This is a genomic window from Algoriphagus sp. AGSA1, assembly GCF_021390545.1.
In the GTDB taxonomy this organism is placed as follows: domain Bacteria; phylum Bacteroidota; class Bacteroidia; order Cytophagales; family Cyclobacteriaceae; genus Algoriphagus.
Genome location: NZ_JAJUWR010000013.1, coordinates 51,919 through 75,075, shown reverse-complemented (window position 1 = coordinate 75,075; position 23,157 = coordinate 51,919). Strand labels below are relative to the sequence as shown.

Below are 23,157 nucleotides of genomic sequence, written 5' to 3'. Positions count from 1 at the left end.
ATAAGGGTAAACAATCACGGAAAACTTCCCCTAAGCTTTCCCATGTTTCACTCAAAATTCCTCAAGGGAACTAATACACATGAAAAAAGTAATTCTTGGCCTCGCTTTCTTCCTTGCCTCAATTTCTGGCTGGGCACAGCAAGCTCTAACCGGAAAAGTGCTGGACGCCTCTTCCGGAGAACCTTTAATGGGGGCATCTGTCTGGGCGGAAAACCAGGGCAAAGGGGGAGTATCTGACGAAAATGGAATTTTTACCATAAATAAATTATCGAATGGGGCTCTGGATCTTAGGGTATCCTACATTGGCTACACTACGGTAAAGCAGAATCTAGAGCTTCCTTACACAGGCGAACTGACTATACGGCTAAACCCAACGGATCTCTTGACCGAGGAATTCATTGTCTCAGCAACCAGAGCTTCCCAGAGCACACCTACTACATTCCAGGAGATCAGTAAGGAAGAGCTGGCAAAAAGAAACCTAGGTCAGGATATTCCCATGCTGCTGAACTTCACTCCTTCTGTGGTCACGCACTCAGATGCTGGAGCAGGCATAGGCTACACGGGTATGCGTATCCGGGGCTCCGATCAGACCCGAATCAATGTCACGGTCAACGGTATTCCCATGAATGATGCAGAGTCCCACGGGGTTTTCTGGGTGAATATGCCGGACTTTGCCAGCTCTGTGGACAATCTCCAGATCCAGCGTGGTGTGGGCACCTCCACAAATGGCGCGGCGACTTTCGGTGCAAGCCTCAATTTCCAGACAGATACCCGACAGGATGATGCCTATGCCGAAATCAGCAATTCCGCAGGATCCTTCAACTCCTGGAGACATACAGTAAAGGCCGGTACCGGCTTACTGAACAATCGATTTGCTGTCGATGCACGCCTTTCCAAGATCAGCTCGGACGGTTATGTGGACCGGGCTACCTCAGACCTGAAATCCTACTTTGTCTCCGCTGGATTCTATGGAGAAAACCATGTGCTGAAACTCAATGTATTCTCCGGTAATGAAAAAACCTATCAAAGCTGGTATGGTCTTCCTGAAGCAAAGCTTGAAAATGACCGGACGTGGAATTATTATACCTACGACAACGAAACTGACAACTATCAACAAGATCATTACCAGCTGATCTATACAGGAAGAATCGGAAACAATTGGAAAACCCATGCAGCACTGCACTATACCTACGGCCGGGGATATTATGAGCAGTATAGGGCAGACGATGACTTTGCCGACTATAACCTGCCAGACGTCATCATCGGGGATTCTATGATCAGCAGCACGGATATTATCCGCAGGCGATGGCTGGACAATGACTTCTATGGTGCCGTAGCCTCTATTAATTATATCTCTGACAATGGGAAATGGGACATGGTTCTTGGCGGTGGAGCCAATCGCTATGATGGAGATCACTTCGGAGAAATCATCTGGGCCAGAATCGCCGGGGATACCGACATCCGGGATCGATACTATGACAACAATGCCGTCAAAGATGACCGTAACATCTATCTCAAAGCTACCCACGAAGTTTCCTCTGGATTATATCTGTTTGGGGATCTTCAAGTAAGGGGAATCGATTACTCTTTTGTGGGGGTAAATGACGATGGGAGAATTGTGGATGGAGAAGAGAAGTACACTTTTTTCAATCCCAAGTTTGGACTGAGCTATGAAAAAAATGGCAAAACCTGGTATGCCAGCTATGCTGTGGCCAACCGTGAACCCACACGGTCAGATTTCACCGATAACCCGATCACAGAAATACCGAGACCTGAACGGCTCAACAATGTAGAGGCAGGTCTCCGCGCGCAAAGCGGAAGATTCAATTACAATGCGAATCTCTATTACATGGACTACAAAGATCAGCTGATTCTTACAGGGCAGATCAATAATGTCGGTGCCTATATCCGGGAAAATGTGCCAAATTCTTACCGTGCAGGAATAGAATTGGACGGTGCTTATAGGCTGTCAAAGCGGTGGACTCTTGGTGCCAATCTGGCTTTGAGCCAAAACAAGATCAAGGAATTTACCGAGTACATAGATGACTACAGCACAGATCAGTTCACCCAGGAAGAGATTCCTTATTCCGATACAGACATTGCTTTTTCCCCAAATGTGGTTTCATCTGCCATGATCGAATATAAGCCGGTGAAAAACCTATCCCTGAACTGGATGAGCAAGTACGTAGGCAAGCAATATCTGGACAATACCGGAAATGACAGCCGCACACTAGATGCTTTCTTTACAAACGATATACGCATCAGCTATTCTGTGCAACCAAGATTCTTCAAAAGTGTAGAGTTAAATCTATTGGTAAACAATATCTTCAATGAGATGTATGAGCCAAACGGCTATACCTTCAGCTATTTCGTACCTGGTGAAAGCCAAAAGGAATTAGTAACGGAGAATTACTACTACCCGATGGCCGGCACCAACTTTATGTTGGGATTGAACTTGAAGTTCTAAAAGCAGAAAACAAAGTATATGCACGGATTTCCACAGAACAATTCTGCATGAATCCGTGCTTTTTTTATTTAGGTCAATACTTTGTTGGGACTCAGGTTTATTGACTGGTACCAAGGAGCAGATTCCATCCTATTTTAGAGAGAGAATCTCCGAAAATCTACGTTATTTTCAGCGAAATCTACGGGAAAAAGGCCACCCTAATTTCCTTGATATATAGACTACAACATAATGCCAAATTACTCTCCAACCATTACTAATTCAAATCCCCAACCCCACCTTTAATTCTTCCAATGCAACTATTGCTGTTTTTTCTTTGGAATAATCGAGTACTAAAAACTTTCTATTATTTGCGAGTAGAACGACTTTGTACAGCGTGACTTGGCCATTGAGTGTAGGGGTAATTCCATTAGGAATTTATGAAGTTCGGAAGCTGTGGTGAATCAATTCCACACGGCCGACTTGCGGTAGTGTCTCCCATTCACCAAAACTAAACCACAGGATCTTTTTATATTCTCTGAATTGTTGGTTTTGAAAATCAATAAGAGTTCCTGACTTGATAGAGGCCAAAATCAACCCAATAACCAATGCTCCCCCCGCTACTAAAACAACCTTCAGAGGATCTGTATCAAACTCAACAAAAATTACAACAAGAATCACCAGCAGGCCGGAAGCAAGAAATATCTGACCAAGTGTTCGGGGACCTTTGGTCCCATCATTTTGATTCTTATGATGGAAATGTTTCAAGAATTCTGAGTTGTTTATCTACTCAATAACGTAAACAATCCCCTATTTACATAATACTTCCACCCTTAGGGTTATCGCTCGATCCACAAGTGTACGATCTGCCCAGCTTCCGCTGTAGGCGATATCCCTATCTTTTTATTCATAGTCGGGAATGTTTTGACCTAGGATAATATCCCTGCGAATCGTAAGCATATCATGCGCTTGGGTTGGTTTCATAATACCTGATCCGCCTCTATTTGCCATTTTTTCCCTCATTTCCCGTGTCAAGATCGGATCATCCTCAAATACAAAGTCGTCAAGATAATACGCCGTTTTTCCCGGTTCTTTAATGGTGATATGGATATGTTCAGGCTCATCTCTGCTTGGATATGCCGCTGGCCTAAATGTGAAAAAAGCATACTTCCCATCCTTATCCGTTTTCACCCATCCCCGGATAATACCATGACGCTTAGCCCAGCCTTTTTCATTTCCGTAGGTTTGATATTTTCCTTCCCTGTTGGTGTGATAGATATAGATAATCACATTTGCGGCGGGAGTTTCTCCGTCTTCTTGAAATACGCTACCGCTGATTTTTAATTTCGGCGTATTTTCTGAAAAAAGTGGCAGGGTATCTACAGGACTGAGCTTCTTTTCCCCAAATTCAAAAATAGCCTCGCATCCTTCACAACCACCGCCGACGAACCGGTCATTGTTAGAAGAGTTTGTTTGGCTTTGACAGGCATAACTAACTTGCAGAAATACCATTAGCATGGCGATAGTGAGATTTTTCATGTTTTGGTTTTTTCCAAAAGTTTAGAAAAAGTCGCCTCCCTAAAAAATTAAATAGGCCAAGCAGAGGAGAATTTACCTCAAGACGATTGATGTGAAGTAAATCTTTGCCTGAAGATATCTGCATAATTTCTGCTCAGCCGAAGCTCCTGCTCATTGGAAAGCCGGATATCATAGTCACCGTTTAAGCGTGATTTGTATGACACTACTTTACTGAGATTAATAATCGTGGATTTGTGGACCCTTACAAATTTCTCCGGCGGTAGCAGCTCCAAAATTGACTTGAGGGTAGCTGTGTGCAAATATTTCTTTTCTGAAGTATGAATGGCGACATACGGGACTTCTGCGCGGATATAATAAATGTCTGCGGTTTTGACAACACTTTTACTCCTTCCAGAATCCACGATTATCTGGTTCAGATGATTGATTTTAGGCGTTTCTTCAGCTTTTAGGCTTTCCTTTCGGAACAGCACCAAAGCAAGCACCGAATAGATCAGCAAGTATTTATATAAATCCTGTGCAATCGTATAATTAAGGTTTGCGAAAAAACTAAAGGTGTGGTCATAGAATAGTGCAGAAACCACATGGACCATCCCCGCAAAAAGCAGGATGTGTAAAAAAGAGGCCAGGAGGATGAAAGCAATCCTTTTCACCCATAGCACATGTATTCGGGCCAGAGTGGCATTCTTTGTAAACGCTCTATTAAAGATGAGGCTCACCGGTAAAATCAGAATCCAGAACATATTAAAAAGAAAGGATTCTGAGGCATAAAAGGAATAAGCATTGTACCGTGAATGCAAATAATCCTGAAAGATCGTCACCAGCAATACCAAAAGCAGAACGACTAGGTATTTCAGTGTCGCTTTTATTCTGAGCTTCTTTTCTTGGAATATCGGACTCATCGATCTGCCTATTTGTTTCGTCTATAATTTACCCAGTTGAATCTTCTGTGACCTGTGCCGACACAGAATCCCTTAACCCTTACGCTAGGAACTAACTGAAAGTAAGGAAAACAGCTTCTCTTTTACACAGTAATTCCCTGTGCCCAGTTTCTCCTTGCGCAGTACCCCATCTTCTGCCAGTTTATTAAGATAATTTGCGGCAGTAAATAAAAGCTATAGTTTCTTTACATAGTCAAGAGTATATGTAAAGATTTCTCGATTTTCTTTACATATACGGGATGCTATGTAAAGCAGCTTTACATAGCAGGAATTGGGTGATCGGGATGAAAGGGCTACATCTTTTGGTAAGCGGAAATCTGTATTCCTTTCTGTGTAAACCTACCCTACGGTAGTCAGCTCTGCGGGAGCTTATCCGAGAATTTTAGAAAAAAGAACAGCAGCTGAGAAAAGGTTACGGGTTAGCACAGAGGCCAATTGTGAAAATCTGCGGGAATCAGCGTTTTCAATCAGCGATTATCTGCGGGACAGATCAGCGACCATCTGCGGGAAAATCACCACATCAATCCGGAAAAACACGCTTGTCCATTCCCGGTACGATCCGCAGCGCATTTTTGTAATACAACTTCTTCAACACTTCATCAGAGAGCCCAAGACCATACATGGCCCAATAAGCATGGTACTTTTTGTAATAGGGAAAATACTCGTCTTCTGTTTCCAGCACACGGAAATAAGTATAGAACTCCTCCTTATTGTAAGCATCCTTTCCGAACAGTACGCGATCTTGGTATTTTTCAAAAAACTCCTTTGCCCGCCTAGGCTGCCGCCCAAACTCCGCAATTACGGCACCGATCCCGAAATTCACATTGGGATATTTCTCCAGATGCGCGGAAGCTGCATCCAGATCATTGGCCATCCAGCCCATGTGAGCATTGATAAAAGTCGTCTCCGGATGCTTCGCAAACACATCATGCTGCTCAGCCATAATCTGCTCAAAAGGTGCCGGATTATCAGCTCCCCGCTGACGGTTTGGATGTGTCTTCAGCTCCAGCCACCGTTCATTATTTGCATCCATAGGCTGCCAAAACTGCGCCGGGTCGGCTGAATGGATAATCACGGGAATTCCCAATTCTCCGGCTTTGGCCCATACTGCATCCAAATCAGGATGATTCACCGGTATTCTGTTTCCATCCAAATCCTTCACATTCAACCCCAGGCTTTTATAGATTTTCAGTCCACTTGCCCCTGCCGCTACATCCTCCTCCAGTTCCTTTACAGCGATTCTAGTCCAGTTTTCATCTCCAAAGCCTGCGAAGTTTAAATTGGTAAATACAATAAATCTCCCGGGAGCATAGGAATTGAACTCCTTCAGCATGGCCTTTATGTATTCTTGCTGTGCATTGCTGTCTCCCCGACCAAAACCCCGGCCACTTAGGTTGACCAAAACACCCATATTCAATTCATCCATTTCTGCGATCAGTTCGCCGATTCTCTGCTCATTGATCCCTCCTTGATGACTGTGAATATCCACAAAAGGAAACTTAGCCCGTTGAACTGGGTGCTCTGGAACTTTGAGTGTGGAAGGTGGATTGTAGTCCTCAAAACTCATAACCTGAGCAAAGGCACTACTGCCGAAAACCGATAAGGCGTAAACCATTAAAAACCTTGTGGAAATATTCATAGACATATAGTAAAATTCATTAGGCTTGCTTACGCAAAATTTTTGGTCAGAGTTAACTCCCATAAACAGAAAATCCCGGGTCTTGATCCGGGATTTAAAATGATTGAAGTCATCTAGCTGTACCGCTTTGGATAACTTGACCAAAGAAGACTGCATTCATGAAGAGTTTATTTGTTCCAAACCAAAATGCCCGGAAATTCATATTATCCGCAAAAGCCACAACACGTCCTCTGCCCACTCCTGAAATCTGAATCACGGATCCATTCTGGATTCCCGGAAGATTGGAAGGGTGAAGGTATCCCGAAGCCAAAGGCTTATCTGTATAAACCAGAGGATTGGCATAAGGATTTTCGGAAGGTTCCATGAACGAATTATCATTACGGAAGGTATGGATATCCGAAGTGGTATAGCCATATCCGATGGGATGGGTCAGATCCAGTGTTGCATTGAATATCGCACCTCCCGTAACTTTTGCACCCCGATTATTTTCATAATCACTATAGGCTTTTTGTAGGCCTGCCTCTGGTTCCGCAGCTTCTCTGAAATTGAATTTCCCTATCTCATTCGCTTTCAAAAACTGGATAGCACCCCCTTTTGCCAACAAGGTTCCTCCTTTGGAAACCCATGCTTGAATCGCGGAGGCGCCGCTTTTGCCGAGGCCATTATACCTTCCTTCCGGCATAATCAGCACATTGTACCGCTCAAGCGTATTTTCTCCTATCCTATCCATTGCGAGCAGGGTAATAGGAATTTCAAATCGCTGATCCATCAAATGCCAGATTTCTCCAGCTTCATAGCCATTCACTCCCCCTTCGACCAAGAGTGCTATTTCAGGTTTATCCAGTGGACTTATTGCAGGTGATCCCAGGTTGATTCCAGTAGTGGATCCTGAAGAAAGGGCATAGATATCTACCGTGGAAGTGGATGCTATATCAGAGATTCTTTGATGAAAGGCCTGATCATCCAGTCCGCTTTCCCCTTTGGAAATCAACAAGGTTCCACGACCGAATTGTTTTTCTCCCGCTCCAAATTCCTTCGTAGCCACCCTGACTAAAAAACCTGCATCCATCAGTTTATAAGCTGCTTTTGGAGCGTAGTAATCAGTCCATTCCATGGCATAAGAGTAGGCTCCTACATCTCCGATCACTTTCCCGGGTTGCAGGACAAGATTGTCTTTAGTCACTTCCTCTGTACTGGCAAGATTGAGAATCTGGGAGTTGAGTGCCATGTAATCCAGATTAAATGCCATCGGGTAAGTCCAGGCAGAAATATCATAAAATAGACTGTCACTAAATGTATTTCTGGTCTCAAACATCGCTTTGATCAGGCGATATTGTGGCTGGTCAGCAGGGACTATATATGAATTTTCACTTTTGAACTGCCTCCCATTGACCGTAATATCTTCATTTAGGCTGAAAACCTTAATGTCATGTTGCAAGATCAAATCCGCCAAATGGTAACTTTTTGCATCATCTTGCTCGTTTCCGAAAATGTAAGCCTTGTTAGGGTCAGCGTTTACCTCATTATCAATATTCTTATAAAAATCAGACATGAAGGTGTTCAGCTCTTGCCGCATTTCCTTTGCGGCCTTGAAAGACGACAAATTCGCGGTGAATTGGTTTTTGATAGTAAAGGGAAAGCTGAGCATACCGTTAGCGCTTTGCTGCAAATGACCTCTGGAACTTGCCTGCTCAAAGAGAATCCCAATAGCCCCTTGTACATCGGGATAGGTGGAGCCTTTTCCGTAGTAATAATCATCATAACTCTCCTGATTAAAATATAGTGAGCCGATTTTGTCCAATGCACTGGCATGATAGGTACCGATCTTCGCAGTCAGTTCAAGGTTCTTTTCCGGAGTCAGGGGATGCATTCTCGCAGGTACTCCAGGCTGGAAAAAGAAAGTGCTGTTGGTACCCATTTCATGAAAATCCAAGTGAATATTCGGAAGCCATTCCTGAAAAACTCGCACTCTGTTTCTAGACTCCGGATGCTGAACAGGCAGCCAATCCCGATTTAAGTCAAACCAATAATGGTTCGTCCTACCTCTAGGCCATGCTTCACTAAACTCCAAATTATTCGGATCGCCATTCATATTGTATGACTTATGCGTATTTACCCAAGATGCAAAGCGGTTGAGTCCATCGGGATTGAGCGCAGGATCGAGGAGCAAAACCATGCTGTCCAAGTCTTCTGCTATTTCCTTTGCCGCAGCAAAATGATAGGCAGCAAGAAGCGAGGCATTTGCACCACTTGGCTCATTCCCATGGACAGAATAACCCATAAACATCACAACAGGCATATTTGCTATATCCACCGAGGCATTTGCATCCCTGAGTTTCATTCTTTCCCCTTTGATCTGATCGATCTTTGCAAGATTTGCGGGAGAAGAAATCGTCAGGAGCACTTGAGGTCTTCTCTCGTATGTTCTTCCAAATTCCTCAAAAGTCACCCGCTCGGAGGCTTCCGCCACGGCCTTCATATACATCACAAGCTGGTCATGAGTAACATGCCATTCCCCGACTTCATATCCCAAGACCTCCTTAGGAGTAGGAATTGATTCGTCGTATGTATATCCCATCGGCAAGTAATAGCTCAAGTCCACTTGGGCATAGCTGCTCAGGATAAAAAAGGATAAAAGCATTGAAAGAAAACTTTTTTTCATAAAGATTTGGGGATTAACTTTTAGCGAAATTCATATTTTGGTTCTAAAAAAAAAGCTATTTTGGTTCAATGGTTAAAATAACTGAAGAAAACAGATGGATTTGACCCCATCTAGTGAAAGTTTTCTCATTTGGCAAATTCCATACCATGGAATTGAACCTACCCTATATTTGATTTTGACAAATAGCACTAAAAACACTTATCCCTCACACTATGTTCGGACTTGGAATTATAGGCTTGGCAATATATGCCTTTACGATTTATGACGTGATCACCAGCAATTTTGCGAATGACAACGATAAGCTGATCTGGGTGATCATCGTGGTGCTGGTACCTTTGCTGGGTACCGTGCTTTGGTTTGTGATCGGTAGAGGGAAGAGGATTTAACGTAAAAATTAAATTATTTATGATAAATATGCTTCAGTGCTGGGATCAAATCAGGACATTCGTATTCAAAGCCTGCTTTTTGGATCTTCTGTGAAGATACGCGATTCCCTCCCAAGACCATAGCTGCCATTTCTCCCAAAACAATCCGCAATAAAAAACCCGGCACCCCGATCCCTACATACGGCTTTCCCTTCTCCTTTGCAGCTGCTTGGGTCAATTGCTGATTGGTAGCAGGATTTGGCCCTACGGCATTGAAAACCCCCTGCAGGGTAGTTTTCTCCAGCGCAAACACAAACATTCTTGCCAGGTCTTCGATAGTTATCCAACTCATCCACTGATCTCCATTTCCTAAGGGTGCGGCAATCGGTGGCTTCATCATCTCGCCAAGCGCACCACCTTCTGAATCAAGCACAATCCCGATTCGGAGCATCACGGTGCGGAGGTGCAAGGCCTCCATTTTCCTCACTTCATTTTCCCAGGCTACGACTACCTGCGCCAAAAAATCAGAGCCCGGAACATGGTTTTCATCCATCAAAGAGGTACCAGTATCGAATCCATAAAACCCCACAGCGGAAGCCGAGATGATAGCATTGGGCTTATCAATGGTTTTCTCTATGGCATCATACAGCAATCGGGTACTCTCCACCCGCGAGTTCAAAATGAGCTTCTTGCGACCTTCAGTCCATCGCTTATCAGCCACTCCTGCACCGGCAAGATGAATGATGGCATCTGACCATTCCACGGCCGAAGGATCTATAGTCTGCTCTTCCACTTCCCAGAGAAATGACTTTTGCTTTTGGGGAGAACGGCTTAGCCAGGCCACTGTATATCCTTTGAGTTCCAGCAACTGGGTAATTTTGTGGCCGATTAGACCAGAACCTCCGGAAATAAGAATATTTTTCATAGTTGGGTGATTTATATGAAGATAACCCGAATACCTCTAATTATGTTGACACTTTCCAAGTGATAAAGGGTTTATATTACTTTATTAAATCCAATATCTATACCTAATTTGGCATAACTTATTGTAAAAGCTAGTTTGAATAGTGTATCTATAATTCGGTATTTACTACGGTGGGTTCTATTAGGGCTTATAGTAGGAGCACTTTCGGGTGTCGCATCTGCCATTTTTCTTATTTCCTTAAGCTGGGCCACAGATTACCGTGAAAACCATGTTTGGATCATTGCTTTCCTGCCTTTAGCAGGATTTCTGATAGGCTGGACTTACTATCGCTATGGAGAAAATTCCGTAAAAGGGAACAACCTTTTACTGGATGAGCTCTATAAAACAGAAAAGCCAATTCCGCTACGAATGACTCCCTTGGTACTTTTAGGGACGATTATCACCCACTTGTTCGGTGGTTCCGCAGGTCGTGAAGGCACTGCTGTCCAAATGGGCGGTTCCCTAGCCGATCAGTTAACGAAATATTTTCACTTAAATCCCGAGGATAGAAGGATCATTCTTATCGCTGGTGTAGCCGGAGGATTTGCTTCAGTTTTCGGTACTCCGTTAGCAGGGGCAATTTTTGCATTAGAATGGATGCTTCACCGAAAATTCCGCTGGAAATCGTGGTTTCCAGCGTTTTGGACTGCATTTGTTGCCAATTGGTTTTGCTCGTCTCTTTTTGGCGTTGGCCATACACATTATTTTATGGATCTCGTACCTCCACATACTTTTGAAAACTTACTTTGGGTCATCCCGGCAGGGATTGCTTTTGGGTTTTCCGGGAGATTATTTGCCCAATGCACTCATTTCTTTACTCATCAGTTTTCGAAATACGTCTCCTACCCTCCACTTCGTCCGGTCATAGGCGGACTGTTGATAGCTGCATTTGTATATATTTCGGACAGCACTACCTATATTGGGCTGGGTGTTCCCCGGATAGTAGAAGCATTCGAGACACCACTGCCCTGGTATGATTGGCTGGCCAAAACAGGACTGACAGGTTTTACTTTGGGAGCAGGGTTCAAAGGAGGAGAAGTCACTCCACTGTTTTTCACCGGAGCGACTTTGGGCAATGCCCTTTCATCATGGATTCCTTTGCCACTGGCACTTTTGGCAGGAATGGGGTTTGTAGGGGTTTTTTCGGGAGCGACCAATACTCCATTAGCATGTACCGTCATGGGAATGGAGTTGTTTAGCTACGAAAGTGGGATTTTCTTAGGCATTGCCTGCTTGGTAGCCTATTTATTCAGTGGCAGATCAAGTATTTATTCTTCGCAGAACCTTGACAGGAAATTTGATTTGTACCCCGCAGAAGGGATATTTACCTTGGGAAAAAATAAGCATTCAAAAAAATGAGGGATATTTACCGAATGTCATTTCTTAAGCATGAATTTTAAGCTTAATTTTTTTTCCAACCCTGATCGAAATATTCTTTTCCTAAAGAAGGTGGTGAAGATTCAGGAAATAACAGTGCGGATAAGTAGCTTTCTAGCTTTTGGAATCCTTCTTTTTCATTTAGGTTACTCAATAGATCCCCAAGAACAGGTGGTAACCTCTACGCTCTTTACCACCTCCCTTATGTTAATGGGGGCAGGCTACCTGGTAAAAATATTTCTGCTGGAAAAATCCTTCATTCCTGCTCGGGTGTTGCTCGAATTGTTCCTTTCTTTGGTATTGCTATGCACAGCCTTGATACGCTGGAACGTGTTCGGAGATGAGACTACACAGCTTATCCTGGAATTCACAGGACAATACCATCTCATTAACGGTTTAGTGATTATTCTCTTTTTCATAGAGCTCAGCAAGTTTAGTCTCACTGTAAATGAACTGAAACTCAGTCCTCCCCTGGTATTTATTCTTTCTTTTGTTTTACTGATAGTGGTTGGAGCCGGGCTACTTAGCCTCCCTGAAGCAAGTACGGGCAGCATTAGCTTCATAGACGCACTATTTACTTCCACTTCGGCAGTTTGTGTCACCGGGCTGATTGTTCTGGACACAGCAAAGGATTTTAGCTTTTTTGGCCAGGTAGTAATCATGATATTGTTTCAAATCGGTGGATTGGGAATCATGGTGTTTACCAGCTTTTTCGGCTTCTTTTTCAAAGGAAGTTATTCAATAGAAAACCGCCTGTTTATCAGGGATTACATCAACGAAAACAATGTTAATGAGATATACAAAACACTCTTCAAGATTATCTCTTTTACGGTTTTAGTGGAAGGAGTGTGTACCTATATGGTTTATAAGTTTACCGATTCTTCACAATTTAGCGGTATAGGGGATCATTTCTTCTTTTCATTATTCCATGCTATCTCGGCTTTTTGCAATGCAGGTTTTTCCACACTTAGCAATGGACTATATGAAGAGGGCTTTAGAGATGCTTATACTATGCATCTAGCTATAGCTTTGGCTATTGTGCTAGGTGGAATCGGTTTTCCTGTGGTACTTAACTACTATGCCTACCTGAAGCATGTGATTGTGGGAGGCACCAAACATATCCTTGGTATGGAGAAATATCGACATAGTCCCAGGGTTTCCAGCGTCAACACCCGGCTAGTAGTCTATACTACAGGAATTCTGCTGATAGTCGGCATGGTTGTCTATGCTATCTTCGAGCAGGAGGCCACGTTAAAAGGGCTCAGTCCCTACGGAAAATTTGTCACCACTGTTTTTGGAGCTGTGACACCTAGAACGGCAGGCTTCAATACGGTAGATATGAGGGAACTGACTGTTCCTACGATACTGATCTACCTATTACTGATGTGGATAGGTGCCTCTCCGGGATCTACAGGTGGCGGATTGAAAACCAGTACGTTTGCAGTGGCCATGCTCAATACATTCAGTATTGCTTCCGGTAAAAGCAGAGTTGAGGTTTTCAGAAGGCAACTGACGAATGAAACGCTTAAAAAAGCCTTTGCGGTAATTTCGCTCTCTGTGCTAGTAATAGGGCTTGGGGTATTTCTACTGATGATTTTTAATCCAGAGCTTGCTTTAATGGATGTGGCTTTTGAAGTTTTCAGTGCTTTTTCGACAGTTGGCCTTTCTTTAGGGATTACCTCCCAGTTAAGTATAGGAAGCAAACTAGTCTTGATGGCGATCATGCTGATTGGTAGGGTGGGATCACTGACTATTCTAATTGCAATTGTCAGGAAAATCGGTGAATTGCGTTACAAATATCCTGAAGAAACTGTCTTTATTACTTAGCTGAAATACTCTATGATAGCTTTTGGACAAAATCCCAAATGAGTAATTCATAACACATAAAAAATGAAATATATAATAGTAGGTATAGGAAACTTCGGCGGCTATCTGGCTAAGCGATTGACAAATCTCGGGCATGAGGTGATAGGAATAGATGCTAATGCAAGCAGGATAGAGATGATAAAGGATGGCATCACCCACTCCATAGTAATGGATGCAACTGATCAGGCCGCAGTGAAGAATTTACCCCTGAAAGACACAGATGTTGTGATCATAGCCATAGGGGAACATATTGGGGCTTCGATCATGAGTACCGCTATATTCAAGCAGCTAAAGGCCAAGCGCATAATTGCCCGTGCCATCAATGAACTGCACGAAACCGTCATTCAAGCCATTGGTGTGGACGAAATCATCCATCCGGAAGAGGAAACGGCAGATCGACTAGCTAAGCGTCTCGAAATGAAAGGGGTATTGGATTCCTTGGAGATATCTGAAGAATATAATATCGTGGAAGTAAAAGTCCCCTCAAGATATATAGGATTGACGGTGGCAGATGCAGATATCCGCAAGGAATTCTACCTCAATATTCTCACCATCATCAAAATCCAACAAAAGAAAAATCTGTTGGGAATCAATACCCCTCACAAGGAGGTAATAGGTGTGGTAACCCCTGAATATAAATTTGAAAATGAAGATATTCTTCTGCTATTCGGGAAAATAAAGAACATCCAGCAGTTCCTGACACTTGGAGACTAGTTCAGCTTGTGGCCACAGAATTTACAATACTCATCCCATTCATCCAGTCCGGTATGCTTGCAGACAGGGCAGGAAACCTTTTTTCTTTTCTCCATCCTTCGTTTCTCTGCCGCCATCTCTGAAGAAACTATCCCTGTGGGAACGGCAATAATAGCATAGCCGAGCAGCATGATCAGCGAGGCCACAAATTGACCTATTGTGGTCTGTGGGGTAATATCTCCAAACCCTACTGTGGTCAAAGTCACAATAGCCCAATACATCCCCATAGGAATACTGTCGAATCCATGCTCAGGACCTTCAATGATGAACATCAAGGTACCCATGATCAGAACTATAGTGAGCACAAACCCTATGAATATCATAATCTTGTGAGAGCTCGCCCGAAGAGACTTGGTGAGATGTTCCGCCTCTGCCACGTACCTCCCAAGTTTTAAAATCCGGATCACCCGCAATAGTCTCAAGGCCCTGATGACTGTAAGCAGCTGGGAATTCACTATGAGAATACTCAAATAAGCCGGTAAAATCGCCAGCAGATCGACCATTCCGAAGAAGCTGAATATATATCCCCGTGGCTTTCGTGAAAGCCATATCCTTAAGGCATATTCTATGGTAAAAAGAATAGTAAACAACCATTCCAACAATAGAAACACTTCTCCGTACTGTCTATGCAAACTGGCTACAGAATCCAAGATTGCCACCAGGATACTCCCAAAAATCAGGAACAGCAGCACAATATCAAATGTCTTGGACGCCCAGTCATCTGACTCAAAAACAATATGTGCTAATCGCTTTTTAGTGATTATCATAAGGGAATTTAGAGAAATTTACCAGTCAATACCAACTCTAATCCAGATAATAGACACGTTTCACCCGTGTACTGATATTCGTATGCAATTCATAGGGTATCGTTCCTATCAATAGCGCCAGTTCCTTAAGAGATATATTTTCTCCATAAATAATTGCCACATCTCCAGGCTTCACGTCCAGGCCTGTGACATCCACCATGCACATATCCATACATACGTTTCCTACGAGCGGTGCCTTCTGTCCATGGATCAAAACATACCCTACCCCATTTCCGAAACGACGGTCATATCCATCCGCATAGCCTATAGCCAGGGTGGCGATTTTCCCCCCATGCTCCAATTTGCCTTTTCGGGAATATCCTATTGTTTCACCCGCCTCCAGTTCCTTCACCTGGGACACGGTAGTTTTGAGTGTGCTGATTGTACGGAGTGAAGAATGATGGCGCCCCGTAAGCTCCACGCCGTAAAGTCCGATCCCCAGCCGAACCATATCAAACTGCCATTCCGGAAAAGCCACAATCCCCGCTGAATTCAACGCATGAATAATGGGTTTATAGGAAATATTTTTCAGGATTTCCTCTTTCATTTCTTCAAATTTTTCAAGTTGAAAAATAGAGAAATCACGGTGGATATCCTCATCAGCACCTACCAAGTGAGTATAGATAGATGCTATACGTAATTGTGGATTTGCCGTAACCAAATGGTTCAGCTCTGCTATATGTTTTTTTTCAAAACCCAATCTATGCATGCCGGTATCCAGATCAAGATGGATTTTCATTTGCTTGTGGTGCGAGGTACACCAGTTCGCCAAACTCTGGAAAAACTCAAGGCTGAACACCACCGGTTCCAAATCATATTCGCCGCAAAGCCCAAAAGATTCTTCCATGGGGTTTAACACCATGATAGGTAGGGTAATGCCCTCCTTTCTCAACGCAATCCCTTCATCAGAAAAAGCTACCCCAAGATAATCTGCCCCCATCGTCTGCGCCAGATTGGCAATTTCCGAAGCTCCTCCGCCATAGGCAAAGGCCTTAACCATCACCATTACTTTGGTCTTGGGGGAAATCAACTTCTTGTAGAAGTTGTAATTATGGGTAATGGCATTAAGGTTGATCTCCAGTGTAGTCCCATGTATCCGCTGCTGAAGACGGTTTACTACCTCCTCAAAGCCAAACACCCTGGCACCGGTGATCAGGATCATATCATTGGCAAAATCCCCCGGATATATACTTTCCAACAAGTCTTCTGTGGATCCAAAACCTTTAAAAATCTGAGGAAATATTTTTCCCAGATAAAAAATCTCGCTTCCTACACCTATTATGATGTCAAATTGATACTTCTTGATCAGATGCGCTACTTCTTCATATATCTTTTCAGCCGAACCCTGCTGCAGCAAATCGGACAAGATTAAGATCCTACGCCTTTTGGGTCTCTGCTGCTGCATAAAATCCAACGCCACTTTTAATCCAGCCAGGTCGTTGTTGTAAGTATCATCAATCAAAAGGGAATTATTGACACCCGGCTTCAATGTAAGACGCATATCTATCGACCTCAAATCAGAAATCCCCTCTTGTATAGAAGCCGCATTTAGCCCCAAAGTCATAGCTGCTACAATCACATGGGTAATATTCTCCAAAGATGCGACATCCGCAAAGGGAACCTGGAAAGTATGCGTACTAAGATCAGATTTGATCAAAATAATACGCGCACCCATCTCATTAACCTTTACAGACCTGGTAAATTCCGCACCTGAGCGATCGGACCATCCCACTAGCTTTTCCGAAGGAAATAGCCTTTCTATACAAACAGAGACCTGTGTTTGGTCTTTACAATAAACCAGGAACTTGGACTCCGAAAACAAGGAAAGCTTCTCTTTCAGCTTGGACTCGGGGCTTTCAAACCCCTCTTGATGGGCTGTTCCCAGATTGGTGAACACTCCCAGATCAGGCTTGATCATCTCTTCCAGAGCTTGCATTTCACCAGATTTGGAGACTCCTGCTTCTAATATCGCCAGTTGATGATAGGCCTCAATTCCAAAAATGGAAAGAGGTACCCCTACTTGGGAATTATAGCTTTTAGGGCTCTTGGCCACAGCATATTGCTTTCCCAAAATCTGTCCCAGCCACTCTTTTACAATGGTTTTTCCATTACTCCCGGTAATCCCTATTATCGGGTTTCGGAAAAGAGACCGCTGAAATTTGGCCAAAATCTGCAAGGCTCTTCTGGTATCGGGAACTTTTATAAAGCAGCCCTCAGGTATCGCCCGTTCATCAAAATCCTGGTGGACCAGAAATGTTTTTACGCCTGATTTTACGAGCTCCGGGATATAATCAGCACCATCAGCTTTAGCCCCTCGCAGTGCTACAAACAGTGTTTTTTCTGGGTGGAGAATTGCCCTGGAATCTATGGCAATCTGGGAAATGTGAACATCACTGTTTTCTCTTACTATACTTCCTTTCAGAATACTAGCAATGGTATTTTGATTGATTTCCTGAAACATCTTACTCTGCGTCTTTTGTCTTTTTCCTAAAAAACACCTGCCTAATCCACCTTGGAAGAAAAATAGCTCCTAGAATCAGGTACGGGTAATAGCTGAACAGCCTCCATAAAATACTGGTGACAAAGGTATAGTTACCCAGAAATTCGGTAAAAAACTGTCCAAAGAAAAACTCCGCAGTGCCACTGCTGCCCGGAGTAGGGGAGATCATCATCACAATCCACATAATTACCTGTCTGGCGAAAATGATCACATGCTCATATATATCCAATGGAACAAAAGCCGATATCAGTGCATTGAGCATCAGATATCTGGAACTCCAAATAAAGATCGTGGCCAAAATTATCGGTATCCAATAGCCTGCTTTCTTACCCGTCAGCTCCCTGGAAGCTTCTATGATCTGATTACCATATTCTTGTGCGTCATGTTTCCACTTGCGAAGCCATCTGATAGAGAATAACTTGATCAGCAGCCACTTGAAAACCCTAGGTCTGAAGAATAAAGCCAGCGCCATAATCAAGCTATATGCAGCGTACAATGAGTAACTAACCCAGAAAATGGCTTCCAGGCTTTTACCCAATTGGCTCTCCAGGACTTTACTTACCGGAAATATATTCCCCTTGGCAAAAAAAAGAATAACCGGCGCACCGATCACAAAGAACAAATTGTCCAAAATAGCGGTCACCATCACGTAAGCAATGGCTCTGCCTAGTTTGAGACCTTCCTTATTCAGTATAAAAATCGCAACCGCAGTTCCTCCTACTACCGATGGGGTTACCGCTGAGGCAAATTCCCAAAGGATAATTACATAAATTGCCCGTTTCCAAGTAAGTTGACGGTCTGTGATTTCCCGGATTCTATACACATAGCCCGCATCCCTAAACAGAATAACAGTGATAGCCAAAAATATCCAAGGCATGGATGCATCAAAAACCCCACGTAGCGAAGATCTCGTGACTGAGGGATCAAAGTAAAACATGGCAAAAACAATCCCCAATCCAATGATGACTGGCACCCAAATCTTATTCGGATTGAGAGTTTGGAAAATCTTTTTGTTATCCAATTTCATGTGTTTACAATTGATTTTTTATGGCCACATGGAATCTCGCAAGACCGATAACCATCACTCTATATACCGCCTTAGACATGCTCGATTTCATACGCTAGACAGCAGCTATTGGCTCAATCTTTTCCACCCAGAAATTATTGAAACCATCTCCTAGGACGATGGTCACCTGGGAAAGTTGCAATAATTCCAGAATAGCCAAAAAGGTATAAATCACAAAAATCTTATCGGGTTTGTAGCTGATAAACTCAGCGAATGGTACTTTTTTCTTAAAGCTGATCTTCTCCAGTACGAAGTCTTTTTGCTGGGCGATAGTATATGGATACTGGATCACTGTATGTTTGGTTTCATCCACGCGCGAGGCCATTTTGGCCATGGTCCGTTGGAACACCTTCAGCAACTTGTACAGATCCATATCCTGCATCTCAGCATCTACATCATCTACTTTACTCAAAGCTTTTAGTTCCGCAGCTATGTTTCCCCGCTTTTGCTTTGATAATTCTTCCTCTTCCATAGCCGACAGCTCTTGGATCACTGATTTGTACTTTTTGTATTCCAGTAGATTCCTGATCAATTCTTCCCGGGGATCTATTTCCTCTCCTTCTTCATTCAGCTCGGGCCTGGGCAAAAGCATTCTGGATTTGATTTTCATCAGAGTGGCTGCAAAGAGGATAAAATCACTGGCCACCTCCATTTCCATCTGCTCCATCTGATGCACATAATCCAAGAAGTCATTGGTAATCTTGGAAATAGGTATATCATAAATATCCAGCTCATCCCGCTCTATAAAGAAGAGCATCAGGTCAAAGGGACCTTCGAAGAGCGGTAATTTGATTTCGAAACTCAAAGGATATTTAAATTATTGGTTAATTTTGCAACTTAGTAGTAGCCAAAGATATTCAATTACGCTAAATTAATTGGAACTGGCAGGAGAAAGAGCAATATGCTCTTGCTCAGAAAATGTAAGATTTATAGAAACAAAGAAGCATAGTTGTTGTTATACCTCTTTGCACACATCATCGCTCTAAAATGCTCATTCAACCAGGAGAATTATTAGCCCAAATAAATAGTCCAGCAGATCTGAAGAAGTTTCCTAAGGATAGACTGGTTCAGATCTGTGATGAACTAAGGCAGTTTATCATCGATAATGTCTCCGTATATGGAGGTCACTTCAGTGCCAGCCTGGGTGTAGTAGAGCTTACAGTCGCACTTCACTATGTACTTAACACTCCCGAAGATCAACTGGTTTGGGATGTAGGCCATCAGGCTTATGGCCATAAAATACTCACCGGAAGAAGAGAGCGCTTCCACACGAACCGCCTCTATGGAGGGCTTTCAGGTTTCCCAAAAAGAAAAGAAAGCATATACGATACATTTGGCGTGGGACACTCCAGCACCTCTATATCGGCTGCCTTGGGCATGGCGGTGGCTTCCCAATACAAAGGCCTCTCAGCCAAGCAGCATGTCGCTGTCATAGGTGATGGATCCATGACCGGGGGTATGGCATTCGAAGCCATGAACCATGCAGGAGTAAGCGATACCAATTTGCTGATCATTCTGAATGACAACTGCATGGCCATCGATCCTAACGTCGGTGCACTCAAAGATTATCTTACAGATATCACTACTTCCAAGACCTATAATAAGGCCAAGGATGAGATTTGGAAAATACTGGGAAAGCTGAGCAAATTCGGAACTAGCGCCCAAGATGTCATATCCAAGGTAGAAGGTGGTATTAAATCAGCTCTCCTCAATCAAAGTAATCTATTTGAATCACTAAACCTCCGCTATTTCGGCCCGGTGGATGGGCATGATGTCAATCACTTGGCTGAAATACTCAAGGATCTTAAAGATATACCCGGCCCTAAAATCCTGCATTGTGTGACCATGAAGGGCAAAGGCTACGCTCCCGCAGAAAAAGGGAACCAAACTACCTGGCACGCCCCCGGGACATTTGACAAGGTAACCGGCGAAATTTATAAGACGACTCCCAGTACACCTCAGGCACCTAAGTATCAGGATGTTTTTGGACATACCTTAGTGGAACTGGCAGAACTTGATGATAGAATTATGGGGGTGACTCCTGCCATGCCTTCTGGATCGTCCATGAATATCATGATGAAAGCCATGCCAGATAGGGCTTTTGATGTAGGAATCGCTGAGCAACATGCGGTTACTTTTTCAGCAGGCCTGGCTACCCAAGGATTAGTCCCTTTCTGTAATATCTATTCCACATTCATGCAGCGGGCATATGATCAGGTATTGCACGACGTATGCTTGCAGAACCTGCCGGTGGTATTTTGTCTGGATAGAGCTGGATTTGCGGGTGCGGATGGACCTACGCACCATGGCGCATACGATATCGCATTCTTCAGGTGTATTCCCAATCTGGTCGTATCGGCACCTATGAATGAAGAAGAGCTAAGGAATATGATGTATTCAGCATCAATCCATAACGGCCCTTATTCCATCAGATATCCAAGAGGAAAAGGCGTGATGCCGGAATGGAAAACCCCATTTGAAGAAATTCCCCTAGGTCAAGGACGTATCGTAAAAGAAGGAGAAGAAATTGCCATACTATCTATTGGACACATCGGTAACTACGCTGTAGAAGCCTGTGGGAAACTTACTAAAGAAGGCATCAATCCTGCACATTACGATATGCGTTTTGTGAAACCTCTGGATGGGGAACTGCTCCATGAGATTTTTGGCAAATTCAAGAAGGTAGTCACAGTTGAAGACGGCTGCCTGATGGGCGGATTCGGCTCGGCAGTGATCGAGTGGATGATGGACCATGGATATCAAGCCCAAGTAAAGCGTCTCGGCATCCCTGATGAAGTAGTAGAACATGGGGAGCAGATCGAGCTTCACAGAGACTGTGGTTTTGACCCAGAAGGGATAGCTTCCACGGTTAGGAGCATGGCCGCTGTCATCAAAACAACTTAGATTATGTCCTCCGTCCATTTTTTTTCTAAAGGAACTGGTCAGCCTGTGGTTCTTATTCACGGATTCTGTGAGATCGGCGAAATGTGGTCGGATATTTCAGTATCTCTCTCAGATGAATTTACGGTGTTCTGTCCAGACCTTCCTGGCTGTGGCCAGTCTCCTCTATCAATTCCCAACGATCGCCTAGAAGACGTTGCAGTTCAACTGAAAGAATGGATGGAAGAGCAAAACATCCAAAACCCCATTGTCATCGGGCATTCTTTAGGAGGGTATGTGACCTTGGCTTTACTGGAATTGATGGGAGCGAAGTTAAAAGGAGTTGGGCTTTTCCACTCCACAGCTTTTGCGGATGATGAAGAAAAGAAGGGCATGAGAGACCGCACACTGATTTTTTTGAAAAAACATGGCGTGGATACTTTTGTGACTTCTTTCGTGCCTCCACTTATTCCTGAGCAAAAGCAGGAGGAACTTCAGGAGGAAATCACACGGGCAATAGAACAGGCTAAGCAATCCACGCTGGAAGGCTTACTGGCGTACACCAAAGCCATGAGAGATCGCATAGACCGTTTTGAGGTACTTAGGGATTATACCGGCCCCAAACTAATGATAGCGGGCACTGAGGATGGAGCGGTAAAAATCGATGCAAGCCGAGCCCATAAACCTGCAATTACCCACTACCACGAATTAAATGGTGTAGGACATCTGGGAATGATCGAGCAAAAAAATAAGTGCATTGAGCTATTGCGGGAGTTTTGCGGGAAGATCACTGATTCTTAAAGCTTACCTGAATGTGAGCTTGAAACATTGTAAAGATAAATCCAGCTATTCTGTGATTTTATATTGGAAAGAATTCTGTTGAAAAGGTAAAAAATCAATTACAAATTACCCTTCATTTGATTTTTTTTGAACTCCCTTGATCTACGATTCACAAAACAATCTTCCCAAGGCACTAGGAGCCTCGACTTCGCTCGGTCACCGGGAATTAATCATTGGGAATGGGGCGTCATCTCTCGATTGGTGAGCTTGTCGAACCATCTTTGTTAAGCTGCTTCAGTTTTTGGAAGTCTCTATTTATCAGCGCTTCTTTTTTTGCATGAGACCATTTTTGAATCTGCTTTTCCCTTTCAAATGCTTCATCAATTCTCTCGAACTCTTCAAAGTATGCCTGCTTCACAGGAAGATGCTTTCGTGTAAAATTAGATTCCTTGCGGGGTTGGTGTTCTTGCAATCTTAATTCTGGATTTTTGGCGTTGCCTGTATAATAAGATCCATTACCACAAATCAATATGCACATATACGCTTTCATGGAAAAATTACAATTTAAATCACACCAAC

The 23,157-nt window shown here is 43.5% G+C and carries 18 protein-coding genes; 7 read left to right on the top strand and 11 right to left on the bottom strand.

The annotated features are described in order from the left end of the window. The first annotated feature begins 79 nt into the window (after positions 1 to 79). On the top strand, positions 80 to 2,467 hold the full coding sequence (locus LZF95_RS11930; RefSeq protein ID WP_233755226.1) for a TonB-dependent receptor: 2,388 nt from the start codon (positions 80 to 82) through the stop codon (positions 2,465 to 2,467). A 414-nt stretch (positions 2,468 to 2,881) separates the two neighbouring features. On the opposite strand, the gene LZF95_RS11925 is transcribed toward LZF95_RS11930, so the two are convergent. The 5 genes from LZF95_RS11925 to LZF95_RS11905 all read right to left on the bottom strand — a co-directional run bounded on the left by LZF95_RS11925 (position 2,882) and on the right by LZF95_RS11905 (position 9,221). Beyond that, positions 2,882 to 3,211, bottom strand: a complete 330-nt coding sequence (locus LZF95_RS11925) for a hypothetical protein (protein WP_233755225.1) — start codon at positions 3,209 to 3,211, stop codon at positions 2,882 to 2,884. Positions 3,212 to 3,346: 135 nt separating this feature from the next. After that, positions 3,347 to 3,982: an intradiol ring-cleavage dioxygenase gene (locus tag LZF95_RS11920; protein ID WP_233755224.1), complete on the bottom strand. Its 636-nt coding sequence runs from the start codon at positions 3,980 to 3,982 to the stop codon at positions 3,347 to 3,349. A gap of 77 nt (positions 3,983 to 4,059) precedes the next feature. Beyond that, the gene (locus tag LZF95_RS11915) at positions 4,060 to 4,881 is read right to left on the bottom strand and encodes a LytTR family DNA-binding domain-containing protein (protein WP_233755223.1); all 822 of its coding nucleotides are present in this window, start codon (positions 4,879 to 4,881) and stop codon (positions 4,060 to 4,062) included. Between the two features lie 559 nt (positions 4,882 to 5,440). After that, positions 5,441 to 6,535, bottom strand: a complete 1,095-nt coding sequence (locus LZF95_RS11910; protein WP_233755318.1) for an amidohydrolase family protein — start codon at positions 6,533 to 6,535, stop codon at positions 5,441 to 5,443. A 133-nt stretch (positions 6,536 to 6,668) separates the two neighbouring features. After that, positions 6,669 to 9,221 carry a M14 family zinc carboxypeptidase gene (locus tag LZF95_RS11905; RefSeq protein WP_233755222.1) on the bottom strand — a complete coding sequence of 851 codons (2,553 nt, stop codon included), beginning with the start codon at positions 9,219 to 9,221 and terminating at the stop codon, positions 6,669 to 6,671. Between the two features lie 212 nt (positions 9,222 to 9,433). On the opposite strand from LZF95_RS11905, the gene LZF95_RS11900 reads away from it, so the two are divergent. Next, positions 9,434 to 9,607 (top strand): PLDc N-terminal domain-containing protein, encoded by a 174-nt coding sequence (locus LZF95_RS11900; protein ID WP_233755221.1) that lies wholly within the window; start codon positions 9,434 to 9,436, stop codon positions 9,605 to 9,607. A 13-nt stretch (positions 9,608 to 9,620) separates the two neighbouring features. On the opposite strand, the gene LZF95_RS11895 is transcribed toward LZF95_RS11900, so the two are convergent. After that, entirely contained in the window at positions 9,621 to 10,511 is an 891-nt protein-coding gene (locus LZF95_RS11895; protein ID WP_233755220.1) for a TIGR01777 family oxidoreductase, read from the bottom strand. Positions 10,512 to 10,646: 135 nt separating this feature from the next. On the opposite strand from LZF95_RS11895, the gene LZF95_RS11890 reads away from it, so the two are divergent. The 3 genes from LZF95_RS11890 (at position 10,647) to LZF95_RS11880 (ending at position 14,507) form a co-directional block, all read left to right on the top strand. Continuing rightward, a complete protein-coding gene (locus LZF95_RS11890; protein WP_233755219.1) occupies positions 10,647 to 11,909 on the top strand; it encodes a voltage-gated chloride channel family protein in 1,263 nt (420 codons plus the stop codon). Between the two features lie 30 nt (positions 11,910 to 11,939). Continuing rightward, positions 11,940 to 13,754, top strand: coding sequence for a TrkH family potassium uptake protein (locus LZF95_RS11885; RefSeq protein WP_233755218.1), 1,815 nt, complete (start codon positions 11,940 to 11,942; stop codon positions 13,752 to 13,754). A 63-nt stretch (positions 13,755 to 13,817) separates the two neighbouring features. Then, a complete protein-coding gene (locus LZF95_RS11880) occupies positions 13,818 to 14,507 on the top strand; it encodes a TrkA family potassium uptake protein (protein WP_233755217.1) in 690 nt (229 codons plus the stop codon). On the opposite strand, the gene LZF95_RS11875 is transcribed toward LZF95_RS11880, so the two are convergent. The 4 genes from LZF95_RS11875 to LZF95_RS11860 all read right to left on the bottom strand — a co-directional run bounded on the left by LZF95_RS11875 (position 14,504) and on the right by LZF95_RS11860 (position 19,723). Then, complete coding sequence (locus LZF95_RS11875; RefSeq protein ID WP_233755216.1) at positions 14,504 to 15,313, bottom strand: ion transporter; 810 nt, start codon at positions 15,311 to 15,313, stop codon at positions 14,504 to 14,506. The genes LZF95_RS11880 and LZF95_RS11875 overlap by 4 nt on opposite strands. 37 nt (positions 15,314 to 15,350) lie before the next feature. Further along, on the bottom strand, positions 15,351 to 17,813 hold the full coding sequence (locus tag LZF95_RS11870; RefSeq protein ID WP_233755215.1) for a bifunctional UDP-N-acetylmuramoyl-tripeptide:D-alanyl-D-alanine ligase/alanine racemase: 2,463 nt from the start codon (positions 17,811 to 17,813) through the stop codon (positions 15,351 to 15,353). Position 17,814: 1 nt separating this feature from the next. Beyond that, complete coding sequence (locus LZF95_RS11865) at positions 17,815 to 18,879, bottom strand: lysylphosphatidylglycerol synthase transmembrane domain-containing protein (protein ID WP_233755214.1); 1,065 nt, start codon at positions 18,877 to 18,879, stop codon at positions 17,815 to 17,817. Positions 18,880 to 18,973: 94 nt separating this feature from the next. Then, entirely contained in the window at positions 18,974 to 19,723 is a 750-nt protein-coding gene (locus LZF95_RS11860; protein ID WP_233755213.1) for a ScpA family protein, read from the bottom strand. A gap of 182 nt (positions 19,724 to 19,905) precedes the next feature. On the opposite strand from LZF95_RS11860, the gene dxs reads away from it, so the two are divergent. Next, positions 19,906 to 21,822, top strand: coding sequence for a 1-deoxy-D-xylulose-5-phosphate synthase (gene dxs, locus LZF95_RS11855; RefSeq protein WP_233755212.1), 1,917 nt, complete (start codon positions 19,906 to 19,908; stop codon positions 21,820 to 21,822). A 3-nt stretch (positions 21,823 to 21,825) separates the two neighbouring features. Further along, positions 21,826 to 22,599, top strand: coding sequence for an alpha/beta fold hydrolase (locus LZF95_RS11850; protein WP_233755211.1), 774 nt, complete (start codon positions 21,826 to 21,828; stop codon positions 22,597 to 22,599). Positions 22,600 to 22,825: 226 nt separating this feature from the next. On the opposite strand, the gene LZF95_RS11845 is transcribed toward LZF95_RS11850, so the two are convergent. Further along, positions 22,826 to 23,128: a GIY-YIG nuclease family protein gene (locus tag LZF95_RS11845; protein WP_233755210.1), complete on the bottom strand. Its 303-nt coding sequence runs from the start codon at positions 23,126 to 23,128 to the stop codon at positions 22,826 to 22,828. Positions 23,129 to 23,157: the final 29 nt, after the last annotated feature.